The 23,347-nt window shown below is 61.1% G+C and carries 16 protein-coding genes, 1 pseudogene and 1 CRISPR repeat array (1 of these 18 running past the window's edge); of the genes and pseudogenes, 1 reads left to right on the plus strand and 16 read right to left on the minus strand.

The features are described 5' to 3' along the window. Nucleotides 1-6: 6 nt before the first annotated feature. The gene (locus ABDB84_RS14170) at nt 7-762 is read right to left on the minus strand and encodes a hypothetical protein (protein WP_345920404.1); all 756 of its coding nucleotides are present in this window, start codon (nt 760-762) and stop codon (nt 7-9) included. 24 nt (nt 763-786) lie between these two features. On the opposite strand from ABDB84_RS14170, the pseudogene ABDB84_RS14175 reads away from it, so the two are divergent. Then, nucleotides 787-1,029 (plus strand): annotated as a pseudogene (locus tag ABDB84_RS14175) (transposase); the annotation flags it as partial. Between the two features lie 27 nt (nt 1,030-1,056). Here ABDB84_RS14175 and ABDB84_RS14180 read toward each other — a convergent pair. From ABDB84_RS14180 to tssA, 15 genes are all read right to left on the minus strand, one after another. After that, nucleotides 1,057-1,581, minus strand: a complete 525-nt coding sequence (locus ABDB84_RS14180) for a hypothetical protein (RefSeq protein WP_345920560.1) — start codon at nt 1,579-1,581, stop codon at nt 1,057-1,059. Beyond that, nucleotides 1,578-3,104, minus strand: coding sequence for a LysM peptidoglycan-binding domain-containing protein (locus ABDB84_RS14185; protein ID WP_345920405.1), 1,527 nt, complete (start codon nt 3,102-3,104; stop codon nt 1,578-1,580). Before ABDB84_RS14185 ends, ABDB84_RS14180 begins: the two co-directional genes overlap by 4 nt. Continuing rightward, complete coding sequence (locus ABDB84_RS14190) at nt 3,101-3,226, minus strand: hypothetical protein (RefSeq protein ID WP_345920406.1); 126 nt, start codon at nt 3,224-3,226, stop codon at nt 3,101-3,103. Before ABDB84_RS14190 ends, ABDB84_RS14185 begins: the two co-directional genes overlap by 4 nt. Before the next feature lie 91 nt (nt 3,227-3,317). Beyond that, nucleotides 3,318-4,652 carry a DUF2345 domain-containing protein gene (locus ABDB84_RS14195; protein ID WP_345920407.1) on the minus strand — a complete coding sequence of 445 codons (1,335 nt, stop codon included), beginning with the start codon at nt 4,650-4,652 and terminating at the stop codon, nt 3,318-3,320. A 214-nt stretch (nt 4,653-4,866) separates the two neighbouring features. Next, nucleotides 4,867-5,778, minus strand: a complete 912-nt coding sequence (locus ABDB84_RS14200; protein ID WP_345920408.1) for a T6SS immunity protein Tli4 family protein — start codon at nt 5,776-5,778, stop codon at nt 4,867-4,869. Then, complete coding sequence (locus ABDB84_RS14205) at nt 5,775-7,550, minus strand: alpha/beta hydrolase family protein (RefSeq protein ID WP_345920409.1); 1,776 nt, start codon at nt 7,548-7,550, stop codon at nt 5,775-5,777. The genes ABDB84_RS14200 and ABDB84_RS14205 overlap by 4 nt, the downstream gene beginning before the upstream one ends. Nucleotides 7,551-7,567: 17 nt before the next feature. Beyond that, complete coding sequence (locus ABDB84_RS14210) at nt 7,568-10,654, minus strand: type VI secretion system Vgr family protein (protein WP_345920410.1); 3,087 nt, start codon at nt 10,652-10,654, stop codon at nt 7,568-7,570. Continuing rightward, the gene (locus tag ABDB84_RS14215) at nt 10,651-11,595 is read right to left on the minus strand and encodes a hypothetical protein (RefSeq protein ID WP_345920411.1); all 945 of its coding nucleotides are present in this window, start codon (nt 11,593-11,595) and stop codon (nt 10,651-10,653) included. Before ABDB84_RS14215 ends, ABDB84_RS14210 begins: the two co-directional genes overlap by 4 nt. A 45-nt stretch (nt 11,596-11,640) precedes the next feature. Next, nucleotides 11,641-12,543, minus strand: coding sequence for an OmpA family protein (locus ABDB84_RS14220; RefSeq protein WP_345920412.1), 903 nt, complete (start codon nt 12,541-12,543; stop codon nt 11,641-11,643). A gap of 5 nt (nt 12,544-12,548) precedes the next feature. Further along, complete coding sequence (gene tagF / locus ABDB84_RS14225) at nt 12,549-13,550, minus strand: type VI secretion system-associated protein TagF (protein WP_345920413.1); 1,002 nt, start codon at nt 13,548-13,550, stop codon at nt 12,549-12,551. Nucleotides 13,551-13,557: 7 nt separating this feature from the next. Continuing rightward, nucleotides 13,558-17,355, minus strand: coding sequence for a type VI secretion system membrane subunit TssM (gene tssM, locus ABDB84_RS14230; protein WP_345920414.1), 3,798 nt, complete (start codon nt 17,353-17,355; stop codon nt 13,558-13,560). Nucleotides 17,356-17,377: 22 nt separating this feature from the next. After that, entirely contained in the window at nt 17,378-18,811 is a 1,434-nt protein-coding gene (locus tag ABDB84_RS14235; RefSeq protein WP_345920415.1) for a hypothetical protein, read from the minus strand. 79 nt (nt 18,812-18,890) lie between these two features. Continuing rightward, entirely contained in the window at nt 18,891-19,160 is a 270-nt protein-coding gene (locus tag ABDB84_RS14240; RefSeq protein WP_345920416.1) for a PAAR domain-containing protein, read from the minus strand. Nucleotides 19,161-19,184: 24 nt separating this feature from the next. Then, nucleotides 19,185-20,027 (minus strand): M15 family metallopeptidase, encoded by an 843-nt coding sequence (locus tag ABDB84_RS14245; RefSeq protein WP_345920417.1) that lies wholly within the window; start codon nt 20,025-20,027, stop codon nt 19,185-19,187. 319 nt (nt 20,028-20,346) lie between these two features. Further along, the gene (gene tssA / locus ABDB84_RS14250; RefSeq protein ID WP_345920418.1) at nt 20,347-21,438 is read right to left on the minus strand and encodes a type VI secretion system protein TssA; all 1,092 of its coding nucleotides are present in this window, start codon (nt 21,436-21,438) and stop codon (nt 20,347-20,349) included. Nucleotides 21,439-21,619: 181 nt separating this feature from the next. Continuing rightward, nucleotides 21,620-23,347: direct repeats of the CRISPR family, unit length 28 nt; unit sequence TTTCTGAGCTGCCTATTCGGCAGTGAAG; it runs 2,330 nt beyond the window's last position.

The following is a 23,347-nucleotide window of genomic DNA, read 5'->3' on the forward strand; positions in this document are numbered from 1 at the left end:
AGTCGGCTACCTTTCCAACCATACCCAGTCGACCTTGAGGCCTTGGTGCAACGGGATGGGTGAGCCTTCCTCAATGCGCTGACGCGCATTCAAGTCACCGACGACACCCCACATGCCACTACGTGGGCATAAGGCTTCGCTCTCGGCGCGCGGCGGCAGTTCGAAAGGCAGCTCTGGTACAGGCGCGGGTTCTTCCTCTGGTACTTCGTCAGCGTTTCCGTAGGGGCTTGGTGGTAGCCCTTGGGCGACGCGTTCGGCGGCGAGTTGGTCTTGGTCAACAAAATCCTTGAGCTGTGCGTAGAAATCCCAGTCCTTGTACTCAATCGGAAAAGTGAAGTCGTTCCAGTAGCCATAAAGAATCGGCGCGGCGTCGTAGATGGCTTTGTAGCGAAGTTGTCCGCTGTCGTGATCCAGAAGTCGGAATTCGATCCACCGCTCTCCGTTTCCAGAGGGCAAATCAATGCGTGGTTCAAACTCGCAGCGCAGGCCGGGTTTTATCTCAATTTTGTCTCCGGATGAGGCCTGAAAAAGCTCACGGTATGGCCTCCCGTAAACGTTTGGTGAGTCCGATGGGACGCCGTACAAATAGACTCTTTCGTTACCAATGTCCGCAAAGCAACCGTCAATAGGTGAGTTTTCGTTGCTCCACGAAAAAGCATCGGGAGGTAACTCTGATCTTTCAATGCGGCGAGACGCGAGAGAGTCCGTGTCGAACTCAATCGCATAGCGCACGAGATTGAACTCTTCGAGCAGTACTTTCATCTTTAACCTTTCTTGTTCGCCGCCATGACATGCGCTCGAATCTGTTCAAGAAGTTCTTTTGCCTTCGCAAGCTCGCTCAAGCAAGTCGAAGGTGGCGCGCCGGTACCTGAACTGTGCCACGAGCACGGTATGCGCTCGGCGACGTTCTACAAGTGGCGCGCCAAATTTGGCTGCATGGAAGCTATCGCTGATGGCACGGCTCAAAAGCTTGAAGATGAGAATCGGCGTCTGAAGAAGATGTATGCCGAAGAGCGGCTCAAGCTTGAGTCTCATGGCTGCTTGAGCAGCAGCGTTTTATTCGACAGGCCCGATGACGTCTTCGCCTGTTGTGTACATATACTTCAATGGGCCAAATATTGTTATGTAAGATTTCTTGGCTCCCCATTTCGTGCTTATCAGCTCGAAGCAGGACTTCCCTGTTGGATTGTGTCCGAAGCGATTCGATACAAATGGGGATTTTCCTGTTAAATCAATAATCACATATTCGTGAATGCACATCCCCGACTCAGATAAGAGTAATCGCTTTATCCGGGCTCTCCCTCGTTCGTCACGTACGACCTTTCCGTTCGATCTCACAATATCGACAGCGGCCTCGGAGAGACTTATAGGAGTGTCCCATACATCTTTCCGACCAATCACAGAGTAAATTTTGATTCCATCAAGATAAACGCCATCAAAATTTGTTCTTGATAGCTTCTCTCCATATTTGAACTCAAGTGTGCCTAGAGGTGTGCTGTGAATAGCCCATGCCTCTTCTTGAGTAAGCGCATATGTGATGTTCGAAAATAGAATAATAAAAACTAGTGTGACGGTTTTCATTTTTTGGCTATTGAATCCGTGGTCGATATTAATTTGGTTGCCGCGCTTTTGTCGGGGGCGCAAACGAACTTCTTCGTGTCGATTTTTTCATCGATGTATCCTGCCAACCACTTGCGGTGGGCATTGATATAGCTTCCCTCTTCATCGAAATATACGTCTGCTTTCTTGCCCCCAATCTGTTGCTTCAACAGATACTCAGCGCGGCTGTCGGAAATGGTGTTCTGAATAAAGGACTTAGCATCGCCAAGACCAAGGTGGTGAGTTAGATACATCAACTTCGCCTTATCTCCATCACTTAGTCCGTTTAATTCGTAACCGGCCGCTTCCAAGCCCTTGAGATTCTGCATGCCATAGTCCACTGCTGTTTGTATGGCGTACTCCGGCTCGAATCTCAGGTCGAGCAGCTTTTGCAGGTTTGCGTCGCTCGACTTTGCTCGGCCGGTGACGTACTTCCTGTTCAGCGTGTTCGCAAGTGGTGCTTTGGTGACCAGTGTATCGTCGGCAAGCCGGAAGGCTTGCACCGTTTGGGTTGTGGTTTTTTTCCCCTTCTTGACTTCAATCGTCGTCTGCGTGAGCCAGCGCTCTTTCTTGGCTCGGGCGTTGAGGAACGTTCCCGCAGTGCAAGCCATGCCAAGCCAGGTCCCGTCAAGAAACTGGGTCATACCTCTTGCCGAGGAACGTGGAGAGGCTGATTTCGCATCCCACTCTCCGGTGTTCTCTCTAAATGTCTTGAAGACAGGTTTGCCGTCTTTGCCAATCTTTTGTTTCTTCGTCTTCGGATCAATGACAGGAATGTGATGAACGATGGTGATAGTCGCGGCTTCGGCATTCATGATCGCCGCTACTGCTTGCGGAATGACGCCTGCGCGCTTGGCTGCGGCGATAACGATGTCGCGGTATTTGAAGTTTGAGCCCAGCTTCAGATTTTCTGGATTCGGGCATTCCAGGGAAACCTGCTGCACCGGATTGCCGCCCGCACTGCGAGTCTCTTTGACTTCGCCAGGTTCGGCGGGTTTTGTTGGCGCAGGGGGGCGGGTTGCACCGTCGTGTTTGCGCATGACGCTTGTTATGGTCACCTTCGGGCTGGCAATTCGAGCATGGGTTTCACCGGCAGGCGCGACGAGTTTGGCGACCGTCTTTTCTGCCCCATCAGATTTTTTGACCGTGATGGTGATGGGAGTGTTGGGTTTGCTCACAGCGTAAGCGGGCAAGCAGCCGTTAGCATCGGTTGTGCATTCAAGGCGTTCATCGCCAAGATGAAGCGCGACCTTCAGGCCTTGAATCGGATTGTTGAGCGCATCAACGAACTGTGCCCAGAAGGTTCCCCAGTCGTCTTGCTTGGCGACTGCCGGAGGCTTAGCCTTCGGCGACTCAGACAGTTTCAGGACTTGACCGACCGCAATGCGATTGGGGTCGGAGATGTTGTTTAGGCGCGCGAGCTCGTTAACGGTGGTGCGGTGCGCATTCGCGATCTTGCCGAGCGTGTCACCCGAGCGGACCGTGTAGAGGGCAGCTGTTGTCATGCTTCTTCACTTTCTTGATCGTCCTGGAATGGTTCAGCCGTCTCATCCAGCGAAGCAGGTTCATCGGGTTGCGTGAGGTTGATTGTCCAGTCGCCGCTCCCTACCAGTGCCATGAACTGCATGGCTTCGCCAGCATTCTTCGCGCGAGCGGTTCGCCCGTCTGCGCTGGTGCTGTGTGTACTCGCGGTTTGGTCTACAGCATGCGCAACCACATCAACGTTTGCGGAGGGTTTTCCGGTGACAGCCGATACCACTTGCCACCTGAGGCTGTAGGTCAAATCGAGCCCCGAGGCGGGGAGTTCGGGTAGTTCGGCTTCGGCTCGCCCACCCCCCCGCAAAGCTCTTGTTGGACGCATGCACCGTCAGCACCCCCGGACACTGCACCGTGATGTTCCCGCCCTCAATCGTGATCGCTGATCCACCTGCCACTGCCAGGTGAATCTTCTTCGGGCTCGCCACGTCGAGCTTTCCTGAGACGGAGACCATCTTCAGTTGCTCTTTGGCGGCGAGCGTCATCGCATCCGCCTGTGCCTGCGCTAGCACGGGGCCGCTGGCGGCGATGGCTTTGAGGTGGCCGCTGCCTTTGGCGCTGCTGAGGACGCCCAGCGCCTGACCGGTGTGGATGCGCAGGTGGCTGGCCAGGGCGAAGTTGCTGTCTTGCCCGCTGGCCCAGGTGAGGGTTTCGCCGGCGGCCCATTGCAGGCTCTGGCCGGCGACCATGCCGAGTCCGCCCTTGGCGGCGAGGGTGAGGAGGGCGTCGGTGCTGTGCGGGATGGCGCCTTTGGCGCCATCAGGGGCTAGGGACGAGGGGCCAGGGTCTAGGGAATCGGCCTTGGCCATTCCGCCGACACTCTTGTGCTGCGCAGGCAGGGGCGCGGCTTCTTTGCTTAAGGCCGACTGATTTGCGCCAGCGCTGCCCCGGGCTGACGCGACGGCGACCGTCTTGTGCGTGGTGGCGATCTGGCTGGTGTTCTTCGTCAGCTCGCTCGCCTGTTTGAAGAGCGCGATCGCTGCGGTGGCGTCGCCGGCGGGTTCGCTCTGCGTCTTGTCCGGCGCATGGGCGATGCCCCAGGTGGTGAACAGTGCGCCGCGCGCCGCGCGCACCGCGCCGTAAGCATCGCTGCGCAGCTCGAAGCCGTCGCCCCGGTGGCTGCCACGATAGTTGTCGGCCTGATGGATGAGGTGGCCGAGGTTCAATTGCGTGCTCGCCTGCGTGGTCGCCAGCTGTATGCGTTGCTGGCCGTCGGTGTCGTCAAACACCAGCTGGCTGTAGCCGGCGTGGGCTTGATTGAATTCTGCAGACTTGAAGCCGGATAGCGCGCCGGCATTGCGCTGCGCACCGTAGGCGCTGGCCTCGCCGTGCCAGGCGGGGCTGTTGCCACCGGCGAGGTTGCCTTGCGCGGCAGGGCGGTGATCGGCCGCCTGCTTGAAGGCCGCTTCGCGCCCTTCGCCGCCACGCTCGCCCGGTGTCGGAGCAATGCCTCCATCGCCCTGACCATTGAACAGACTGCCCAGCACGATGGGGCGATTACCGCACGAACTGCGCACTTACTCTGGACGATCGTGGTGGGAACAGCATCGGGTGGCAAGGGTGGTTACTCGCCGCGTCGCTTTTGGTTGGACGCAAAGACATGCCCGCACAAATAGCGAATCGCATGATGTGGGGGGATGCGGATTGCCGATGTGCTGGCGGCTGCGAGCAGTTCCGGGGATGTCATGAGGCCAAGCAGGCCAAGTACAAGTGAGCGACGGAGTGCCGAGATCATACGGCCCCCGGGCGCAAGCGGATGGAATCGATCAGGGTATCCCACAGTTCGAGTGCTTCGTCGTCGTTCTTGAAGGACTGAGCATTGGTTTTATAGGCACTCTCGCTGACTTCGAGTTCGACATTAAGTTGTGGTTCGCTGAGCGATTGTGACTTGCCGGGCGCTTCCCACTTGAAGCCATAGCCGCGCTTGCCGTTCTGCGTTCCCGCTACCAAGATCTCTTCAGCCCAGATGGGTCCGACCGGGCGCTCGCGATTGCGCAGACGCGACAGACCGATGGCCATACCCAACATGCCAGTGACGATGCCACCGGCTCGCTGACGTAGGGTCTGTTCGACTTTTCCGATAACGAAGGAGGAGACCTCCAATGATGCATCTGGCTTATCCGCAAGCTGGATGACTAGCGACCAGCTTTCGTAGTTGAAGTCTTTATCTACAAGCAGCATTTCACCAGCGACGAAGCCGATTTCGGTTGGAATGATGCCGGGCGAGACAACACGCCAATCCTGCATGCTCTGAAAATTTTCTACCACAACGCGCCGTTTGCTGGGGTCAAAATCCCCAGAGTACTTAATGGCTTTTTTTTCTGCCCGAAAATAACACTCATATCGATGTTGTATCTCAAAACCAGAGTCTGCCTGGGAAATCAGCATCTCGTTCCCTCCGGGATGGCTGATGCGTTCAATGAACATAGAGCCACGAGTTTCGTGCTTCATCGCACGAAGCTCAGCCTCGCGTTTTGAAACGATTCGCTCGAAGTCCGCTTGGTCGCGAATAAGAAATGCTTCGAAAGGCTGTCGAATGAATTTCCACTGAGCAATTAACTTCGCATCTACGGGCACGTCAAGAAGATGCCGTCCGATGGCATAGGTCTTCCAGCCTGGTTTCACGGTGAGTCCTTTCGTCATTTCTGGTGCCATTGTGCTTGCTGAGCAATCTTGATGATGGCGTAGAGGCTGGCGAACAGCGCACGCTCATCGCCATAGCTCCCCTGATGGTCGTAGCCAAAGCGGGTGTTACATTTGCCGGGATTGCCATGGCCGTGTGCAAAGCTCATGGTGACGCCGGCCTTGCCCGGGGCTGCGCCTGAGTAGATTGGTACGGTGCCGTCGCCGGGGCAGTCGGGCTTGGCAATCCCAAGTTTCACCCCCGTGCTGGTGGTGAGCTCTCCATTTTGATCATCTTCCTGAATGATGATCTTTGCTGGATCAAGTGTTGCGGCGCCTGTGCCTTCCCAGGCCACTTCGCCCCAGCTAAACAGATTTTGGCTGGCCAGAAAGCCCGTTCCAAAGAGCCCACCGGCTTGTTGTACGCTGTCGCGTTTGCCTTGTGCGCAGTAATGAGCGTAGGTCGGTGTTTTATATCTCTTCTCAATTGCCTTATGAAACTCTCGAACTTTCATTATTGTTTTGTTTAATTCGCTCCGACCCAGGTTTGGGTCCTCTTTCGCTCCCTGTGGTACAAGGCCCGAGCTGCTGGCCTTCGGACTCACCAACCCTTCATTTATCTCCGGCACCATGCCATACCATACAGGTGAGGTGTAAATCTCGTCGTAGGGGTTACCGGTTTTGGGTAGGGCGAGAATCTCTTGTCCGTTCTTGTCGCGAACCTTGAGCCATGGTTTGCCGTCGTTGTAGTCAGCTGTGGGGAGCAGCTCCAGCCCGCCTGGGGCCTGGCTGAGGATGGCGACCACATCGGCAGCATTTCGGCCGAGGAACAGCTGTTCCGCACCTTCGAAGCCTGAGCGCATACGCTTGTAGGTGGCGGGGGCTCCGGTGGCGGGCTGCACGCCGTGCGAGACCCCCAGGACTTTGTCGCACTGATGGATTTCGGTCAGTGCGCGACTGACCATACCGCCCATTGAGTGCGTGACAACGATGACGCCTTCCGCGCGCGGGCGTGTGGGTTTCTTGCGCTGGATGCTGCACGCGGCGTTGCCTTTTCCGTCTGGGGTGTCTTTGACGGTGACCGTCTTGCCTTCGTTGTAGTAGGGCAGGATCACGTTTTCGATGTAGTCCTTGATCGCCGCGCCGGAGTCGCGGTTGCTTTGCAGCCAATTGTAGCCACCGGCCCAGACGTCGAACTGGTAATTCGCCGCATGCAGGATTTCAGTCTCGCTCAGTGGTGTGGCGCCGCTGCTGTTTGCACCCCAATCTGAGGGGGCGTCAGCACCGTGCTGGGCCGCCCAGCCCTGCAGCTTTGCTTTGCATTCTTTGAAATCAAAGATAGAGAGCTGATTGAGTTCGTGTTGCAGTTGTCCCAGAAAGGGGTGATAGCAGGAGCGCATCACGCTGCCCCAGCCGCGTGCCACCAGTACGTTCTCGGGCAGACCGCTGTCGCCTGTGTCAATGGGGCCGCGAGGGTCAATTTCAACGGCAGGCGTAGTAAGTTCTTCGGCGCGCTTTTCTGTGCTTTTGAAGGCGTAGCTAAAGAGCTGTCCGATCAAATCCATGGCGCCCGATGCATCTGAATTGGGCGGGCGCCATGCTTTTTTCTTGCTTCCTTTGCTGCGCAGATTAGTGCCCATGATGCCGGGCAGGAACAATACGGGAATGACATAGGGTTTAGCGAGAATAGTTTTTTCGCGCTGATCCTCAGCACTGGTGAGAGTGGTCTGTGCGACTTCATCGCCATTGGGCAGGGTTTGAGTGTGATGAATGACCGTGGTGTTTTCGCTCATGGCTTAACCTGTATGGATCAGTCGAGAACGCGCAGACTGACGCTCTCAAGAAACTCGCTTTTTTGCACCGGGGTCTTGCCGGTCGCGTCGGTTTTGACGCGTAGTTTGGAACCGTCGCCACGCGTGATTTCTACGGTCGCGTTTGCCAGGGGCGCGCCTGTGGAGGGATTACGGACCACGTAGGCGTCATCAAAACCGGTTGACTGAGGCAAGGCGTTCATCGCTTGGCTGTAGTTTTGCGGGCCACTGAACGACTTGTTACTGGCATGCACCGTGAGCACCCCCGGACACTGCACCGTGATGTTGCCGCCCTCGATGGTGATGGCGGCACCGCCAGCAACGGCGAGGTGGATTTTCTTGGCGGAGGCGGCGAGGAATTTGCCGGAGACGGAGACCATCTTCAGCTGCTCCTTCGCTGCGAGGGTCATGGTGTCGGCTTGTGCCTGGGCGAGCACGGGGCCGCTGGCGGCGATGGCTTTGAGGTGGCCGCTGCCTTTGGCGCTGCTGAGGACGCCCAGCGCTTGACCGGTGTGGATGCGCAGGTGGCTGGCTAGGGCGAAGTTGCTGTCTTGCCCGCTGGCCCAGGTGAGGGTTTCGCCGGTGGCCCATTGCAGGCTTTGGCCGGCGACCATGCCGAGGCCGCCCTTGGCGGCGAGGGTGAGGAGGGCGTCGGTGCTGTGCGGGATGGCGCCTTTGGCGCCATCAGGGGCTAGGGACGAGGGGCCAGGGTCCAGGGAATCGGCCTTGGCCATTCCGCCGACACTCTTATGTTGCGCAGGCAGGGGCGCGGCTTCTTTGCTTAAGGCCGACTGATTTGCGCCACCGCTGCCCTGGGCTGACGCGATGGCGACTGTCTTGTGCGTGGTGGCGATCTGGCTGGTGTTCTTTGTGAGCTCGCTCGCCTGTTTGAAGAGCGCGATCGCTGCGGTGGCGTCGCCGGCCGGTTCGCTCTGCGTCTTGTCGGGCGCATGGGCGATGCCCCAGGTGGTGAACAGTGCGCCGCGCGCCGCACGCACCGCGCCGTAAGCATCGCTGCGCAGCTCGAAGCCATCGCCCCGGTGGTTGCCACGGTAGTTGTCGGACTGATGGATGAGGTGGCCCAGGTTCAATTGCGTGGCCGCTTGCGTGGTGGCCAGTTGCACGCGTTGCTGGCCGTCGGTGTCGTCGAAGACGAGCTGGCTGTAGCCGGCGTGGGGTTGATTGAATTCTGCAGACTTGAAGCCGGACAGCGCGGCGGCATTGCGCTGCGCGCCGTAGGCGCTGGCCTCGCCGTGCCAGGCCGGGCTGTTGCCGCCGGCGAGGTTGCCTTGCGCGGCAGGGCGGTGATCGGCCGCCTGCTTGAAGGCTGCTTCGCGCCCTTCGACGCCACGCTCGCCCGGTGTCGGCACAACGCCCCCATCGCCCTGACCATTGAACAGACTGCCCAGCACGATGGGGCGGTCGATATCGCCTTCGAGAAAGCCGACCAGCACCTCTTGCCCGATGCGCGGCACGAACTGCGCCCCGAGACCGGCGCCGGCGTAGCGGCTGGCGACGCGCAGCCAGGTGGTGTGGGGCGCGCCATGCTCGGCGCTACGTTGCCAGTGAAAGCGCACACGTATGCGGTGCAGCGCATCGGTGTGGATTTCGCCAGCGGCGCCGGGCATGGTCTCGCCCTCGGGGCCGACGACGATGGCCGTCTGCACGCCGGGCGCCGTGGGGCGCGGATTGATGCGCAGGCCGGTCTCATCGATCAGTACCGGGCGCCACGGCACCGCGGCGCGCTGCGCTTCAAAATGGTTGGCATAACCGCGTGCGCGCGCCGCCTCGATCAGCCCGGCGGCGGCTTCGGGCAGCGCGTGGCTCACATCGCCCAGTGTCGTCGCAGCTTGGGTGAGCGACTTGGGCAGATTGTTGATGCCCGCGTGCTGCACGGCGAGCAGCAGGAAATGACGCGAAGCGTTGGCCGCCGAGGCTTCGAGTGCTTCGCTGCGCAGCGCCGCCTCCCGGTCAAGCGGGCTATTGCTGAGCACGAAGCGATGGCCGGGGCGGAAGCTGCGTACCGAGCCGGTGCCGGCAAAGCGCTTGTAGCGTGCTTCACGCGCCTCCTGCGCCAGGCGCACATAGCGTTCGGCCGCAGCGGCCGAGGCAAAGGCGTAGGCGCCGGGCACATCGTAGCTCTCCAGCTGGGGCGCATGTGCGCTGCCAAACTGGTGGGTGGTGGGCAGCGAGGCACTGATCGCCGCCTTCGCTTTGTAATCCCATGACAAGGCGGTGGTGAGGGCGGCGGCGAGCACGCGCTCGCCACCAAAGGCGGTGATGGCGTCCTGCTCTTCCTGGCTGGCGGCGCGATGGAAGCGGATGCCAGAACCTCCGAGTGCATGAGCGGAAACTACATCCTCCGGCAACGAATCATTGGCCGAGAAGATCAGCAGGCTGTGGGCAGTTTCTGAGGCCAGTTCCACATCGGCACGCTCCACGAAGCAGTAACCCAGGCCTTCCTCGGCCAGCAGGCGGGTGACGAAGTCGAAGTCGGTCTCGCGGTACTGCACGCAGTAGCTGCGCACGGGCGCATCGGCCATGAAGGACTCGACGCCCTCGGCAAGCTGCCAGTGGGCACGCGGCGCATACGCCGAGAAGACCGCTTCGACGATCTCCAGCACCGTCTTGTCCTGGAAGACGCGGCAGTCGCTGCGTTGCGTGGCGAGCCACAGCCAGGGTACGACACGCAGGCGGTAACGGCTGAGGCTGCCATCGGCGGCGAGGCGCTCGACGCGGGATATGTAGCCGGAGCGGGCGAAATCGGCGCCGTCGGAGAGGCGTGTCATGAAGCGCAGCTGGCGGCCGACCAGGCTGTTGAGCGGGATGCCGGCATTGGACGACAGCACGATGATGTCGTAGGCATAGGGCGTGGAGAGCGCTTCCTGGCCGCTGAAGGCTTCGAGATTCAGCGCCCAGTCCGAACCGCCTTGCTCCAGCTCAAGGCGGTAGAGACGCGTGCTCGAATCGATGCCGAACAGATTCTCCAGCTGCGAAGCGAGGCGCTTGGCCAAAACGCTGGCGGCAGCCTCACCCAGACTGGCAGTAAGTCCGGCCGGAAGGGCGGTGTTGGCAGAGGTGCTCATGGCGTCAGCTTGAGTGTATTGAGGAGTTTGTCGCCCGCTGCAGAAGCTTTCTCCTTGACCAGTTCGTTGGCCTTTTCATTGGCGCTATCGCTGAGTTGGCTGCGCGCGACCTGCAGGGCCGATGGCTGTTCAGATGTGTGCTGCGCTGTGCCAGGCGTTTCTGTACGGGTGTCGCCCGTCGCTTTACGGCTTGCGCTGGCAGGCATTGCGCTGGCTTTGCCCAGGGACTTGGCGGCGGGCGTGGTCATCAGCGCTTCGATGATCATCACGTCGGTATCGGCAGCGGCGCTGTGTTTGCCTGCCGGTGCTGCGTTCAGTGTGGCGAGCGGATTGCGTTTCTTGTCTTTGGCCGCGGCTTGAGCCGGCTCGGCTTTGCTGGCGGCCTTGCCTGCCTTCGCAGGTTTTCCTGTCTTTCCATGTGAGGCGCTCGCCTGATGCTTTTTTGCGGCGCTGCGGGCCGCGGGCGCCTGGAAGGCGGTATTGCCGATGGGCACCGTGACTGCGGGGGATTCGCTCAGGCTGCTGAGCGGATTGACGGGGCTGGCTTCAGGCGTGTTTTCCACCCGCGCCGGCAGGCCCGCGCCAGCAAGACTGTCATCGGATAGCTGTGCAGCGGATTGCGTCGCCGCGACGGGCGGCACAGCGGCTGGCGTGGTGTCTGCGTGCGGCGCTTCGGCCATATCGGTGGAAGGAGGGTTGTCGCGCCACACCAGTACGCTGAGGATGGCGATGAGCACCAGACTCAACAGCGCCAGCAGCAGCGCACCCTGGCTTTGCCAGTTCCGCTGCCGCGGGTCGGGCAGCTCGCTGGCCAGCGCGTCCAGCACGTTGATGTGAGCGGGGTCGGCCGCGCTGCCGGCGCGTGCGTCCGCTGGCCGCAGGAAGAGCTCGGGGCGGGCGCTGGCCTGGCGGGCTTGGGCGGGCATGTGTGAGTCGGTCATGGTGTGTTTCGCTGATGTTGATTCAGGGCGTGAAGGGCTCTGGGCTCAGGGCTGAGCGATCAGCGCCGACGGCGAGGCCGTGCTCAGCTGTCCGGCCGTGGCGGCCTCGGTGACGGCGATGCGGAACTCGATGCGCCGGTTACGCGCGCGTCCTTCGGGGCTGGCATTGCTGGCAATCGGCTCTGCGGCGCCCAGGCCCTTGGCCGAGAGCCGTTCGACGGCGACGTTGCGGCTGACCAGATAGCGCCGCACGGCATCGGCACGTGCTTGCGAGAGGATCAGGTTGGCCTCTGGATGGCCGGAGCTGTCGGTGTGGCCGATGATCTGGATGTTTTGCTTGCCCACGCGCTGGATGGCGCTCGCCATCTCGTCGAGAATCTGCGCGCCGCGTGGGGTGAGCTTGCTGGAGCCGGATTCGAATTCGATGATGCGCTCGGCCAGGGTGTTGTCGAGCAACTGCTGTTCGCCGGCGCCGACGCGCAAGCCGTTCTTCACCACCCAGGTCGGATTGAGCTGCGCGGCCAGCTTGCTGGCCAGTTGTTGGCGCGCCGCTTCGTTGCTGATCTCGCCGCGCACGACAATATTGTTGCCATCGACGCTCAGTGCGCCGGCGCTGACTTGCTGCAGCTCTGGGGTGAGCAGCTTTTGCACGTATTCCGACCAGTTGGCTGGCGCGACGACCTTGCCTACGCCAAGCTGGTCGAGCACGCGCTCGGCACCGTAGATGGCGCGCACTTTGGCCAGAATGGCCTGGCGCGTCGCTTCGTCGGGCACCGTACCGCTGACGATGACCGGCTTGGCCCCTGCATTGCCGGGCGGATTGGTGATCAGCCCTTGTGCCGCGGCCGGCCTGCCGCCGCTCAGCAGCAGGCTTGCGATGAGCAGCAGCGCGAGCAGATACAGCGGGCGTGATGAACGATGTGGGCGAAGGCGTGGCGTCGTCTGCATGATGATCAGGCTCCGAGGAAAACTTCGTTGAAGGTCTGGAGGGCTTGCGCCAGCGACAGATCGGGGAGCGAGAGGTAGCTCGACAGCTTGTTCAGCGGGTACTCGCTGGCGATATAGTCTTCGACCCAGTCGGCCGCACACATGTCGATGTTGTTGTCGAAAGCGCACGCCGGATTGAGGATGGATTCGATGACACGCGGGTGTGCGCCATTGAAGCTGATGATCAGCTGCGGGCGACCGGCAAGCTGGGCGCGCAGCACGCTCAGATCAAAGTCGCTGCGCGCCAGAAACGGTGCCAGCATGCTCAGCCACAAGGCAGCGACCAGGGCGGCGGCACCATTGTTGCCGGGGAGCGGCAGCGCCAGCCCCTTGGTGGCACTGCCGGCCGACTGGCTCAGCAGCGGTGTCAGCAACAGGCCCAGGGCGATGATGGTCTTGCGTAGATCGACTGGGTTACCCGCGCCACGCACGCTGATTTGCAGCGTGCTCAGGCTGGTGTTGTGGAGATAGCTTGCAAAGCGCGCGTCGAGTCCGTCGCTGTCGGTATCGATGCTCAGGCGGGCTTGCTCGATGCGTTGCAGGGCGGTCTCGATATGCGCGGCGGCCAGCGCGACCTGCAGCAGTTCATCCATCTCGCTCCAGGCGGGCAGCAAGACCAGGGGCAGAACGGGGAGCAGCTTGAGCGGCGTCTCCGAGCGCAGATGTCCGGCAATCAGGAAGGGGTAGCGTCTGCCGGCGCGATCATGGCTGCCGCTCATGCGCCCGGCCAAGACGCTGTTTGAGCGCTTGCCGATGAAGGCAAAGTCGATCGGCGACATGGTGTCGAATTGCTGCTTCCAGTCCGGTGCCAGTGCCAGCTGTTCAAGATTGACGGTGATCCAGCGGTCTAGCGGTTGGATCACCACGGCGCCACTCTCGCTGCGGATGAAATCATCGCGCGAGGGCAGCTTGCCGAAGTAGAGCAGCGGCTCGGTCGAGGCCAATAGGTGGAATTCGTGCTTGTCCATGGCGACCTCAGCGCGCTGCAGGGGCCGCAGTGGGCGCCGGATTGCCGTTCATGACGCCGGGGGCTGCGCCGCTGGCCACGCTGGCAGGCAGGCGCAAGCCCTTGAGGCTTTGTGCCGGCGCCGGGCTGGCGGCCTCTGCTGCTTCGGCGGTTTGCTGGCTGATGATGCGCAGGCTTACGGTGATGGACTGCGCACCGTTGGTCCAGGTCAGGTCGAAGTCGCCATTGTCGCGCCGCGTGCGCTGGGCGGCGCCGAGCAGCTTTTCCAGACCAAAGCGACCGGGAATATTGACCAGCTCGACGCTTCGCCCGTCGTGGGTGACCGCGCTCAGGCGTGCGCCGGGCTGGCCACTGCCGGGCCAGCGGAAGCGGCTCCATTCCGGTGCGCCATTGCGGTAGCGCATGGTTTGGCCATCGATTTCCAGGGTGTATTCGGTGGTGCCCGGTGCCGGGCTGGGCAGCATCTGGAACACCGTTTGCGCTTCACCGCCACTGCTGGCTGCAGTGTTGAGCGCTCCGCCCGGCTGCGCCACATAACGCGGGAAGTTGCTGACGAACTCTGTGTTGAGGTTGATGCCGATATCGGCCCAGGTACGCGCCGAGAGCGCATCGCCACGGCGGATGACCAGGCTGCCCAGTGCGCTGGCGGCGTATTTGGCGATGGCACCGTCGGGGCCGAAGTACTGCGCGATTTCGCCCGGCGTGGCTTCGATGCGCGAGTCGGCCGCGAAGGGGTACTTGCTCGCCAGGCCGCGCGAGAAGGGTTCCTGCACCTGGGCGAGCCAGATCTTGTTGAGCTCCGATTCGGTTGGTGCCACGATGACCGCGAAGGACTCCATCAGCGGCCGCACCAGCAAGGGACGGACGGTGGCGCGTGCGCTGTCGGAGAGGCCGACGAGCATGCTCTCATCGACATAGCGCAGCGAATCGGCCAGCTCCGAGCCATTGGCGTCAAGGGTTTGCTGCATCAGCGTGCGTGCCGCAGGTCCGGGGTCGCCACCGGTTTTCATCTGGTTGAAGCGCGTGCGCAGCTTGGAGAGATGTGCGAGGTACGCGTCGAAGAGTGCCGTGTCGCGGTTTTCGCCGCGTTTCATCATCAGCTGGCTGATGCCGGCAAATTCACGGCTGACCTGTCCCAGACCATCTCCGACGGGCAAGCTGGTGTTGCCCAGTTTCACAGTGACGCCCTGGGGTTGGCGACGCAGGATGGTTTCGCGGAACCAGTCCACAATGCCGCGCCGGGCCTCGGCTATCCCTTGCGCGGCCAGCGAGGGCGTATCCCACGAGGTTTCGCGGAATAGCGTGTCCATCAGCTTCTTGAGCGGGGAACTGAGCGGATCGCCCATGCGGTTGAGCCCCTGCACGGCGCCATCGAAGCTGGCAAAGCCGGTGATCGATACGCCTTGCAGGAATTTCTTCCATTCGACGATGTAGTCGCGCTTGTACATGTCGATCAGCGCTTTCTGGATCTGCTCGGGGCTGCCTTGCAGGGTCAGGTCATCGCGGCTGCTCGATTTGAGTACCCAGTCGGTGCTTTGCAGCTCCTTGTTGGCCGCTTCCTTGATGGCATCCTCGATGTATTTTTCCCAGGCATCGCGGGTGTAGGTGCCGGAGATGGCGTAGCTGCCGGCGACCAGGCGGCTGTCCTGCTCGCCGACCACGCGCGCCACGGTGATCGGTGCAAAGCGTGTCGAGGCGCGGGCGCGGATCTCGGCATAGACGCGTTCGCGTGCCGGCATGCCCTTGACGACGCGGCGCAGATTTTCGCGCGCCTGATCGACCAGGGCCAGCTTGTTGTCAATGGTCGGGAAGTCCGGCTCATTGAGCTGGGAGAGATAGAAGCCCATCAGCCGTTCGGCGCTGCGGACCATTTTTTCACGCGGCATGTTGCCCCGATTGGCGTCGAGCCAGACGCGCCAGAAGCGCGTCAGCTGATCATTGAGATGGCCGTTTTCAAGATGCTCGTGGCTGGAGAGCATGAGGTAGGTCTTCAAGGCGTTGTAGGCGTCCTCGACATTGGTCGGCGAGATCTCCTTGTAGAGCGTCATGGCGCTGGCCGTAGCCGGCGAAGTACTCGGGTTGCCGGCCGCCGGATTGCCCGCGCTTTGAGCGGCGAGCTTGTCGGCATTGGCATTGACGTCGCTCAGATAGGCCTCCAGGCCCTCGACAACCGGGTTGAGCAGCAGCGCACGCATGCCGTTGAAGTACTCCTTGCGCAGGTGCTGTTCGATGCGCTCGCCCTGATAGAGCCCCATGCCGAGCGAGGCCGGCGTGTCGTCACGGAAGTTCTGCAGTTGCTGCAAGCGGTCCTGCAGGATTTCCAGCGCCTCCATGCGGCTGCCGATGTCCTGATGGCCTTGCTGGACCAGCTTGGCGCGCATCAGATCCGCTTCGGTATTGGCCAGCAGCTTTTCGTTGGACAGGTAAGACCAGGTCCACAGCGAGACCGCCAGCGACAAGGCCAGTGCCGAGCCCAGGAAGGCGATCAGCCGTGCGCGCTGTGCGCTGCGGGAGGCGAACTGGCGCACCAGGTTCTTGTCGGCAAAGATCACCTTGGAGAACAGGTCGGCCAGGAAGAAGCCTTTGCCCTCGTAATTGACCACTGGCGGGCGCTGGTATTCAAGTGGTCGCAAACCGAAGGTTTCCGAGACCCGCCGGTCCGCTTGCGTGACCGGCATGCCTTCGCGGACTGCGCTGGTGAAATAGAAGCCGCGAAATACCGGTTTGTACTGGAACGGGTTTTCCTCGAACAAGGTGGCGATGAAGGCGCGCAGTGCCGCACGGGTGGCCGAGAACTCCAGCGGAAAGCTCAGTACCCCTGCGCCATGCTGGCCGTCGCGGGACATCGCCATGCGCGCCACCGCCAGTTCGTTGAGGCCGTCGAGCAGTTGTTCGAAATGCTCGTCGAAGACGGCCACTGCGTCGGTCTTGCCTTCAGCGTCGTAGGGCAGGGTGGCGCCCCAGGTCCGGTCGCGTTCTTGCTGGTCGGCATCCTCGAAAAACTCGGCAAAGCCGGCGACCAGGTCCACCTTGGTGAACATGACATAAACCGGCGCGAATACGCCGAGCTCGGCCGACAGCTCCTGCACCCGCAAGCGCAGCTGCTTGGCCAGCTTGATGGCTTGCTCTGGCTTGCTCTGGCTGAGCTCCCCGATGCTGGTGGCAATGATGATGCCGTTGATCGGCGCCTTGGGGCGGTACTTCTTGAGCAAGCCGAGGAAGGACAGCCATTCGCTGCGGTCGGCGTCATACACCGAGTAGCGCCCGGCGGTGTCGAGCAGGATGCCTTCCGAGGTGAAGAACCAGTCGCAATTGCGCGTGCCGCCCAGACCATGGATGACGCTGCCAGCACTGTCGGAGAAGGGAAAGCGCAGGCCCGAATTGACGATGGCCGAGCTTTTGCCCGCCGCCGGATTGCCGATGATCAGGTACCAGGGCAGTTCGTAGAGCGCGGCCTTGCCGGTGGCCTCACCCAGCTTGGAGGTCTTGATGGTCTTGATGGCCTCTTGCATGCGGTTGCGCAGGGCTTCGACTTCCGGGCGCTTGTCTGGCGCGGCGGATTTGATGGCGCGCTCGGCTTCATCGTCCATCATGCTCGAAATGGCTTCGCCGGCCCGTCTCGCCTTGCGCCGCTGCCAGGCCCAGCTTGTCAGCACGCTGAGCAGCAGCAGGGCGATCAGCAGCAGCGGCCAGAGCAGGGAGATGCCCAGCAGCGCGGCCGATAGCAGCATGACCAGCGAAAAGGAGACGAAGCCGAACAGGGCGACGAACAGAGGACGGGTGACGAAATCGATGAGGCGTTGCATGTGGGTGTGAATCCGGAAGAAGTCAGGAGTCGGCCATGCCCACGTCCTGCGTGGGCGGGCTGAGCGTGGTCAGACTGCGCCATTGCACGTCGTGCATGCAGGCCAGCAGTACGGGGTTTGAGTGTTCGGCTACATGGCGGGCGGCGAGGGCCATGGCGACGGCGGCATGCGCTTCACCCAGATTGCCCAGTGCGCTGCCGGTGGCCAGGTGCTGCTCGACCGGGTCCAGCTCCGGCAAGCTGCTGGAGATCAGGCTGGCGGCTTCGAGCTGCCAGTTGGCGCGGTGGTCGCAGTCGGAGAACAGGGCGGCAATCTGGGCAGCCTCGACCCGCGCCGCTTGCAGCGCCAGCGCACTGAGGCTTTCGAGGGTGCTGGCCTCCACACGGCCGGAGGCGCTGAGCGGCTTTTGTCTGACGCCAGCGGCAACCCGATGCACCTGGGCCAGCACATCGCAGGGGCTGCGCGCAGCCAGCGCCGGCGCTACGGCAAGGATGACCGCAGCGGCTTCGCCGGGCACCTTGCCCAGCGGCGTGCGTGCGGTGTAGAGCGTGTTGCTGGCTTCGAGGGCGGCCAGGCTGCTCTCGTCAACCAGGCTGTCACTGGCGACGATCAGCAGCACTGCATCGGCGTATTCGCGCGTGCTGCCCTGGCAAAAGGCATCGACCACCTGCAACAGATCGGGCGTGTGTCCGCTGGCCGCGGGCAGGTCCTGGACGAGGCCGACGGCCGCCTGCGGCAGGGCGGCGAATTTGTCGCGTACGTAGGCGGCGACGATAGGGCGCGCTGCCTCGGGGACGCAGAGCCGGGCGTGCACCGGCAAGACCGGCTGGGGCTGCGCGTCACCGCTGAGCCGGGGCTCGCCCACCTGCGGCACAGGGAGCTGGGCCAGCACTTCAGCCGCCGCCTCCAGGGGCGCATCCAGCATGGCGAGCAGGCGTAGCAGTCGCGCTGGTTCCAGCGTGTGCGGAGTATGTGTGTGATGGCGATCCAGCCAGGCTTGGGCGGCCGCGGTGTCGAGTTGCGCGTCCATCGACATGCGCAGCGGCAGGCCTTCGCTGTCGAGCTGTTCGAGGTTCAGCGCCGGGCGCAGACTTGATTCCTGCATCGCGCTGATCAAAGTGGCGGCATCGTCGCCCGCAGGCGTATGCAGTTCGGCCAGCAAGAGCTGGAGTTTGAGAAAGCGGCTTTCGTCCTCCGTGCTCGCTGCCGCAGCCGGTGTAGCGGCGCTGCCGTCTGCGCTGGCTGCCGCCTGTTTGCGCGCCTGCATGTGGCGCCAGCTCCAGCGCAGCAGGCCATAGCCGAGCAGCAAAGCCAGCGGTAGAAGCACGAAGCCGCCCAGCAGTTCGGCCGGGGTGGGCTCGACATCGGCTTGCTGGAAATAGATCACCCCACCCAGCCATGCGAGCAGGGTGAGCAGGGTCGGCAACCAGAGGGCGGACAGCAGCTGGAGGATCATCGGAGCGCTGAGTCGCACCCGTGCATGTCGGGCATGGCGCGGTGTTCTAAGGGCTGTAGGATTCGGCGCGTTGGCATCGTTATTCGTCCGTCGTACTGCCTTGGCTGGCAATCAGGGTGGCCCCGCAGGCCGTCTTGTCGCCGTGGCGGGCGACCGGTTTGCCATCGATCAGGCAGGTCGGATCGCCGGTGACGATCACGGTGACGCTGGGGCAGTTACGCTGCGGGCAGCTCACCTTGTCGCCAACGCGTGCGATGCGTTTGCCATTGATGTCACTGGTGGGCGAACCCTCCAGCACAACGCCTCCGTGTGAGGTTTTGTCGCCGATGAGAATGATGGGCTTGGGCATGGTTGGATGATCTGTGGTCGGGATTCAGGGGAAGCGGGCAGGCTGGTTTGCGCGCCGCAGTTCGACGTGACCGAAGTCCATCAGCTTCCAGCGCCCGCCCCAGGTCAGTCCCATGGACTCGGCGACCTGTCCGTAGAGCGTGTAGCCGCGCATCGCCCATTCGTCTTTCTCCGAGATGAGGATCTTGCCGTCGCGCACGAATGCACAGTCGGCTGCCAAACCGAACTGGTGGTAACTCTGGAAGGCGCGCGCATTGGTCACGTGGCTGCCCAGGGCGGAGAGCTGCTCCTGGCGCTCCGGACTGCGATAGCCTTCCAGCAGCACCATGTCATAGCCGAGCTCATGCATGCGCTGGAACACGCGCAGCAAAACTTGCTCGAAGCCGGGATTGAGAAGCTTCCAGTCGCGACTGGCCGAGACCAGCGAGGGGCGTTCGGCCAGCACTTCCCGCGTGGTGAAGGCTTCCGGAGGCATCGGGGGCGGGGGCACCAGTTGTTCGCCGTCAAGCAGGGCGGCGATCTGCTGCGTGTCCGTGGGCGGCATGTCGGCGTAGCCTTCCAGTGCGATATGGCCGCGCATCAGCCAGATGCACAGCACTGGAATGCCGGTCATCAGCGCCGCAGCGACTAGCCACAGGCGGTAGCGGCGGAGCTGTTGGCGCAGTGAAGCCAGCGCAGCGGCGAGTGCCGAGCCACTCTGGCGTGTCCATTGCGCGGTATTGTCGGAAAAGAAAACAAAATATGACGAGGCCCGCGTCGCACAGCTACCCAGCTTGTGGAGTTGTCTTTTGCGGAAATCGCTGAAGACAAACAGCATGCCGGCCAGGATCACTACAGATGCATAAGCGCTCAGTAAGATCAGTGCCATGGTGTTCCCCTGTGCAGGTGGGCCGTCACAAAATGGACTGCGCGCCTTCCGCCAGGGACGGAAATGCCTCGCTGCAGATTCATCGAACTCTCGAGTATTCACTCGCTGCTGCATGCAGCGAGGGCCGGCTTCATCGAACCGGACAGACTTGCCTTTTTATGCTCGAATGGTCGCGAAGCTGAGCGGGCTTTGCAATGTCAGATAAATAACTAGTGTTGTTTTTGATGAATACGCCGCCGAGCGGTATTCAAAAACAGACCGACCGGAGCGTTTTATGCGTTCATCAAACATCGCCCGCCCTTAAGGGCAGGCGGTGCATTCATGGCTCTTCAGGCAGATCGGCCAGGCCCAGCAGGTCTTCAAAGCGGGAGAAGGCGCCATCCTCCTTTAGGACCGCCTTGAGCCACACATGCAGCGGCATCTCACCCCAGTTGGCAGCCTTGTCGGCAAGGTAGGCGACAGGGCTGTGCGGTTCGGTTTTACGGAAGAATTCCGCCACCACGCGCAGCTGCCTGAGCGCTTGCTCGCGCGTGCGGATCGGTCCGCCGCCGTTGCCGTGATCGTTGCCCGCGGGCGATATAGCGTCGGCGGCGGGAGCGTCCGCGCCCTCATCGGCCGGCTGGATGTCTTCGGAGGTATCGATGACACCGTTTTCCCTCGCCAGCCTGGCCAGGGTGTCGAGGTAGTCATCCAGCGCAGCGCGCAGTGCGGTGAATGAAGGGCCGTCCAAGCCCAGGCGCTGGTCCGTGATATCGGACAGGCGGCCCAGCGCTTCCTTGCTGGCATCGGCGCCGTGCAGCAGGTTCTGGTAGAAGCTGCGCGGCGTAGCTTTCTGCGCGTCTTTGAACTGCTGCAGGCTGATGTGCGCGGAGTTCTCCTCCGCGCTGACCAGGCCGCGATCAATCTGTGCCTGGCGCAATCTGGCCGCCTCCAGCTCGAGCAAGCCATAGCTGCGCCCCTTGCCTTTGACCAGCGGCAGACCGCGGACCAGTTCGATCGAGCGTTTGATGAACAAACTCAGATTGCCGATGCGTTGCTCCTGATCACCGTCTTCAGGCAAGGGATGCAGGCTTTCCCAGAATGTCTCCAGCAAGCCGCTGCTCAGCTGTACACCATATTGAAAGCCGGTCAGACCATGCAGCTTGGCCGCAGCCTCGCAATACCACAGTGCGATGCGCAAGTCCTTGGAGCGGTTTTGCAACAGGTTCTGGCAGTGATTCAGGATGAAGGGCCAGTCGGCCTCCTTGATCTGGGTGATCCACTCGCCCTGGTCCAGACTGGGATCGTCTTCACGCCGTGCTTCCTGCAAACGGTCAAAATCCTCAGAAAAGCTGAGATCTTCGCCGCTGGCCGTGTGTTCACTGATCGGAGCGAGCAATTGCGAGACGGAGAGCAGGGTGTCGAGGCTCATTGAATATTCTCTATGAATGCGTGAGCCGCTCATCATAGGTCATGCAGACAGTGAGAGCATGTACGTTCGTCGCCCGCCAAGTACATGATAAATATGTCGAATGTTTTGAATTCTGGTGGTTTTTTGGGCGTGTGGATATGATTTTGGCGTTGTTGTCAGAATTGCGTGCGGGAAATTCAGTTTTCTGAGCTGCCTATTCGGCAGTGAAGTAGCAGACCGGCATTTTGAGCGCGCCGGCTATTTTCTGAGCTGCCTCTTCGGCAGTGAAGCGCTAAAAGTCGAAGCCCCTGTCCTCGCCAAATTTCTGAGCTGCCTATTCGGCAGTGAAGAGGTGCGGGTTCGCGGCCTCAGCGGCATTGACTTTCTGAGCTGCCTATTCGGCAGTGAAGAACGCAAATACCCCGGCGCCAGCAAGCAATGGTTTCTGAGCTGCCTATTCGGCAGTAAAGAGGAACCCCCGGCACCCATGTGCGGTGCTCCGTTTCTGAGCTGCCTATTCGGCAGTGAAGCAAACCACCGACACCGGCCGGTAGCCCGGTGATTTCTGAGCTGCCTATTCGGCAGTGAAGTGCGCGAATGGGTCAGCCTGGGCTACCTACTCTTTCTGAGCTGCCTATTCGGCAGTGAAGGCGGGTAGGTCAAACGAATCTAATTCGCTTCTTTTCTGAGCTGCCTATTCGGCAGTGAAGCCCGTCGTCGTCGAGTCGCTGATTTGCGCTGCTTTCTGAGCTGCCTATTCGGCAGTGAAGTACAAGACGCACGAGCGCATTCTCAATGGCAATTTCTGAGCTGCCTATTCGGCAGTGAAGCCATGAAGGAACAGGGCAGGGTCATTGCTACTTTTCTGAGCTGCCTATTCGGCAGTGAAGACTGCAAAAAGCCAGCAGCTGACAGCTCTGTCTTTCTGAGCTGCCTATTCGGCAGTGAAGACATCGGCCGCCCTGCAAGAGCTCTCGCAGGATTTCTGAGCTGCCTATTCGGCAGTGAAGTGCCAGCGCTGACGTTCGCAATCGACGTACCAATTTCTGAGCTGCCTATTCGGCAGTGAAGCAAACGCCCCCACTTGTTGCCCGCCACAACATTTTCTGAGCTGCCTATTCGGCAGTGAAGTACTCGCGCGGCTCGCGCTTGGGGTTGATGTATTTCTGAGCTGCCTATTCGGCAGTGAAGCTGTGCGCGCCCTAAAACTTTTGCACGTTATATTTCTGAGCTGCCTATTCGGCAGTGAAGCTCGACAACGTGATTGACGCGCTGCTCGACGTTTTCTGAGCTGCCTATTCGGCAGTGAAGACTTGGCCGATGCGGTATGGCGTCCGGGGAGTTTTCTGAGCTGCCTATTCGGCAGTGAAGGAGAAGGCCAGCTCGCGCTGTTCATCGCGCGCTTTCTGAGCTGCCTATTCGGCAGTGAAGGTCGGAATGCGCGCTGTTTTTAATTCTCTGCATTTCTGAGCTGCCTATTCGGCAGTGAAGAGCTACTGGCGTGGTCAGGACTCAGGGATTGTTTTCTGAGCTGCCTATTCGGCAGTGAAGTCGGCGACGATTTCGGCACGCTTACCCTCGTGTTTCTGAGCTGCCTATTCGGCAGTGAAGGAGTGATAGAGCTTGCCGGCGCGGTCGTAATATTTCTGAGCTGCCTATTCGGCAGTGAAGCTGATCAATATCGATGCTTCGCGGCTCGATACTTTCTGAGCTGCCTATTCGGCAGTGAAGATGCACGTCGTAAATCCTCCGGTCCCGCAAAATTTCTGAGCTGCCTATTCGGCAGTGAAGTTAAAAACTAAATTACTGCCGGGGTGCTCTATTTTCTGAGCTGCCTATTCGGCAGTGAAGCCCCCGGCGCAGTCAATGTCACGTCTCCGCGTTTTCTGAGCTGCCTATTCGGCAGTGAAGAGGGGCGCGACAAACGCAC

The sequence above is a fragment of the Uliginosibacterium sediminicola genome (assembly GCF_039631295.1).
Classification (GTDB): domain Bacteria; phylum Pseudomonadota; class Gammaproteobacteria; order Burkholderiales; family Rhodocyclaceae; genus Viridibacterium; species Viridibacterium sediminicola.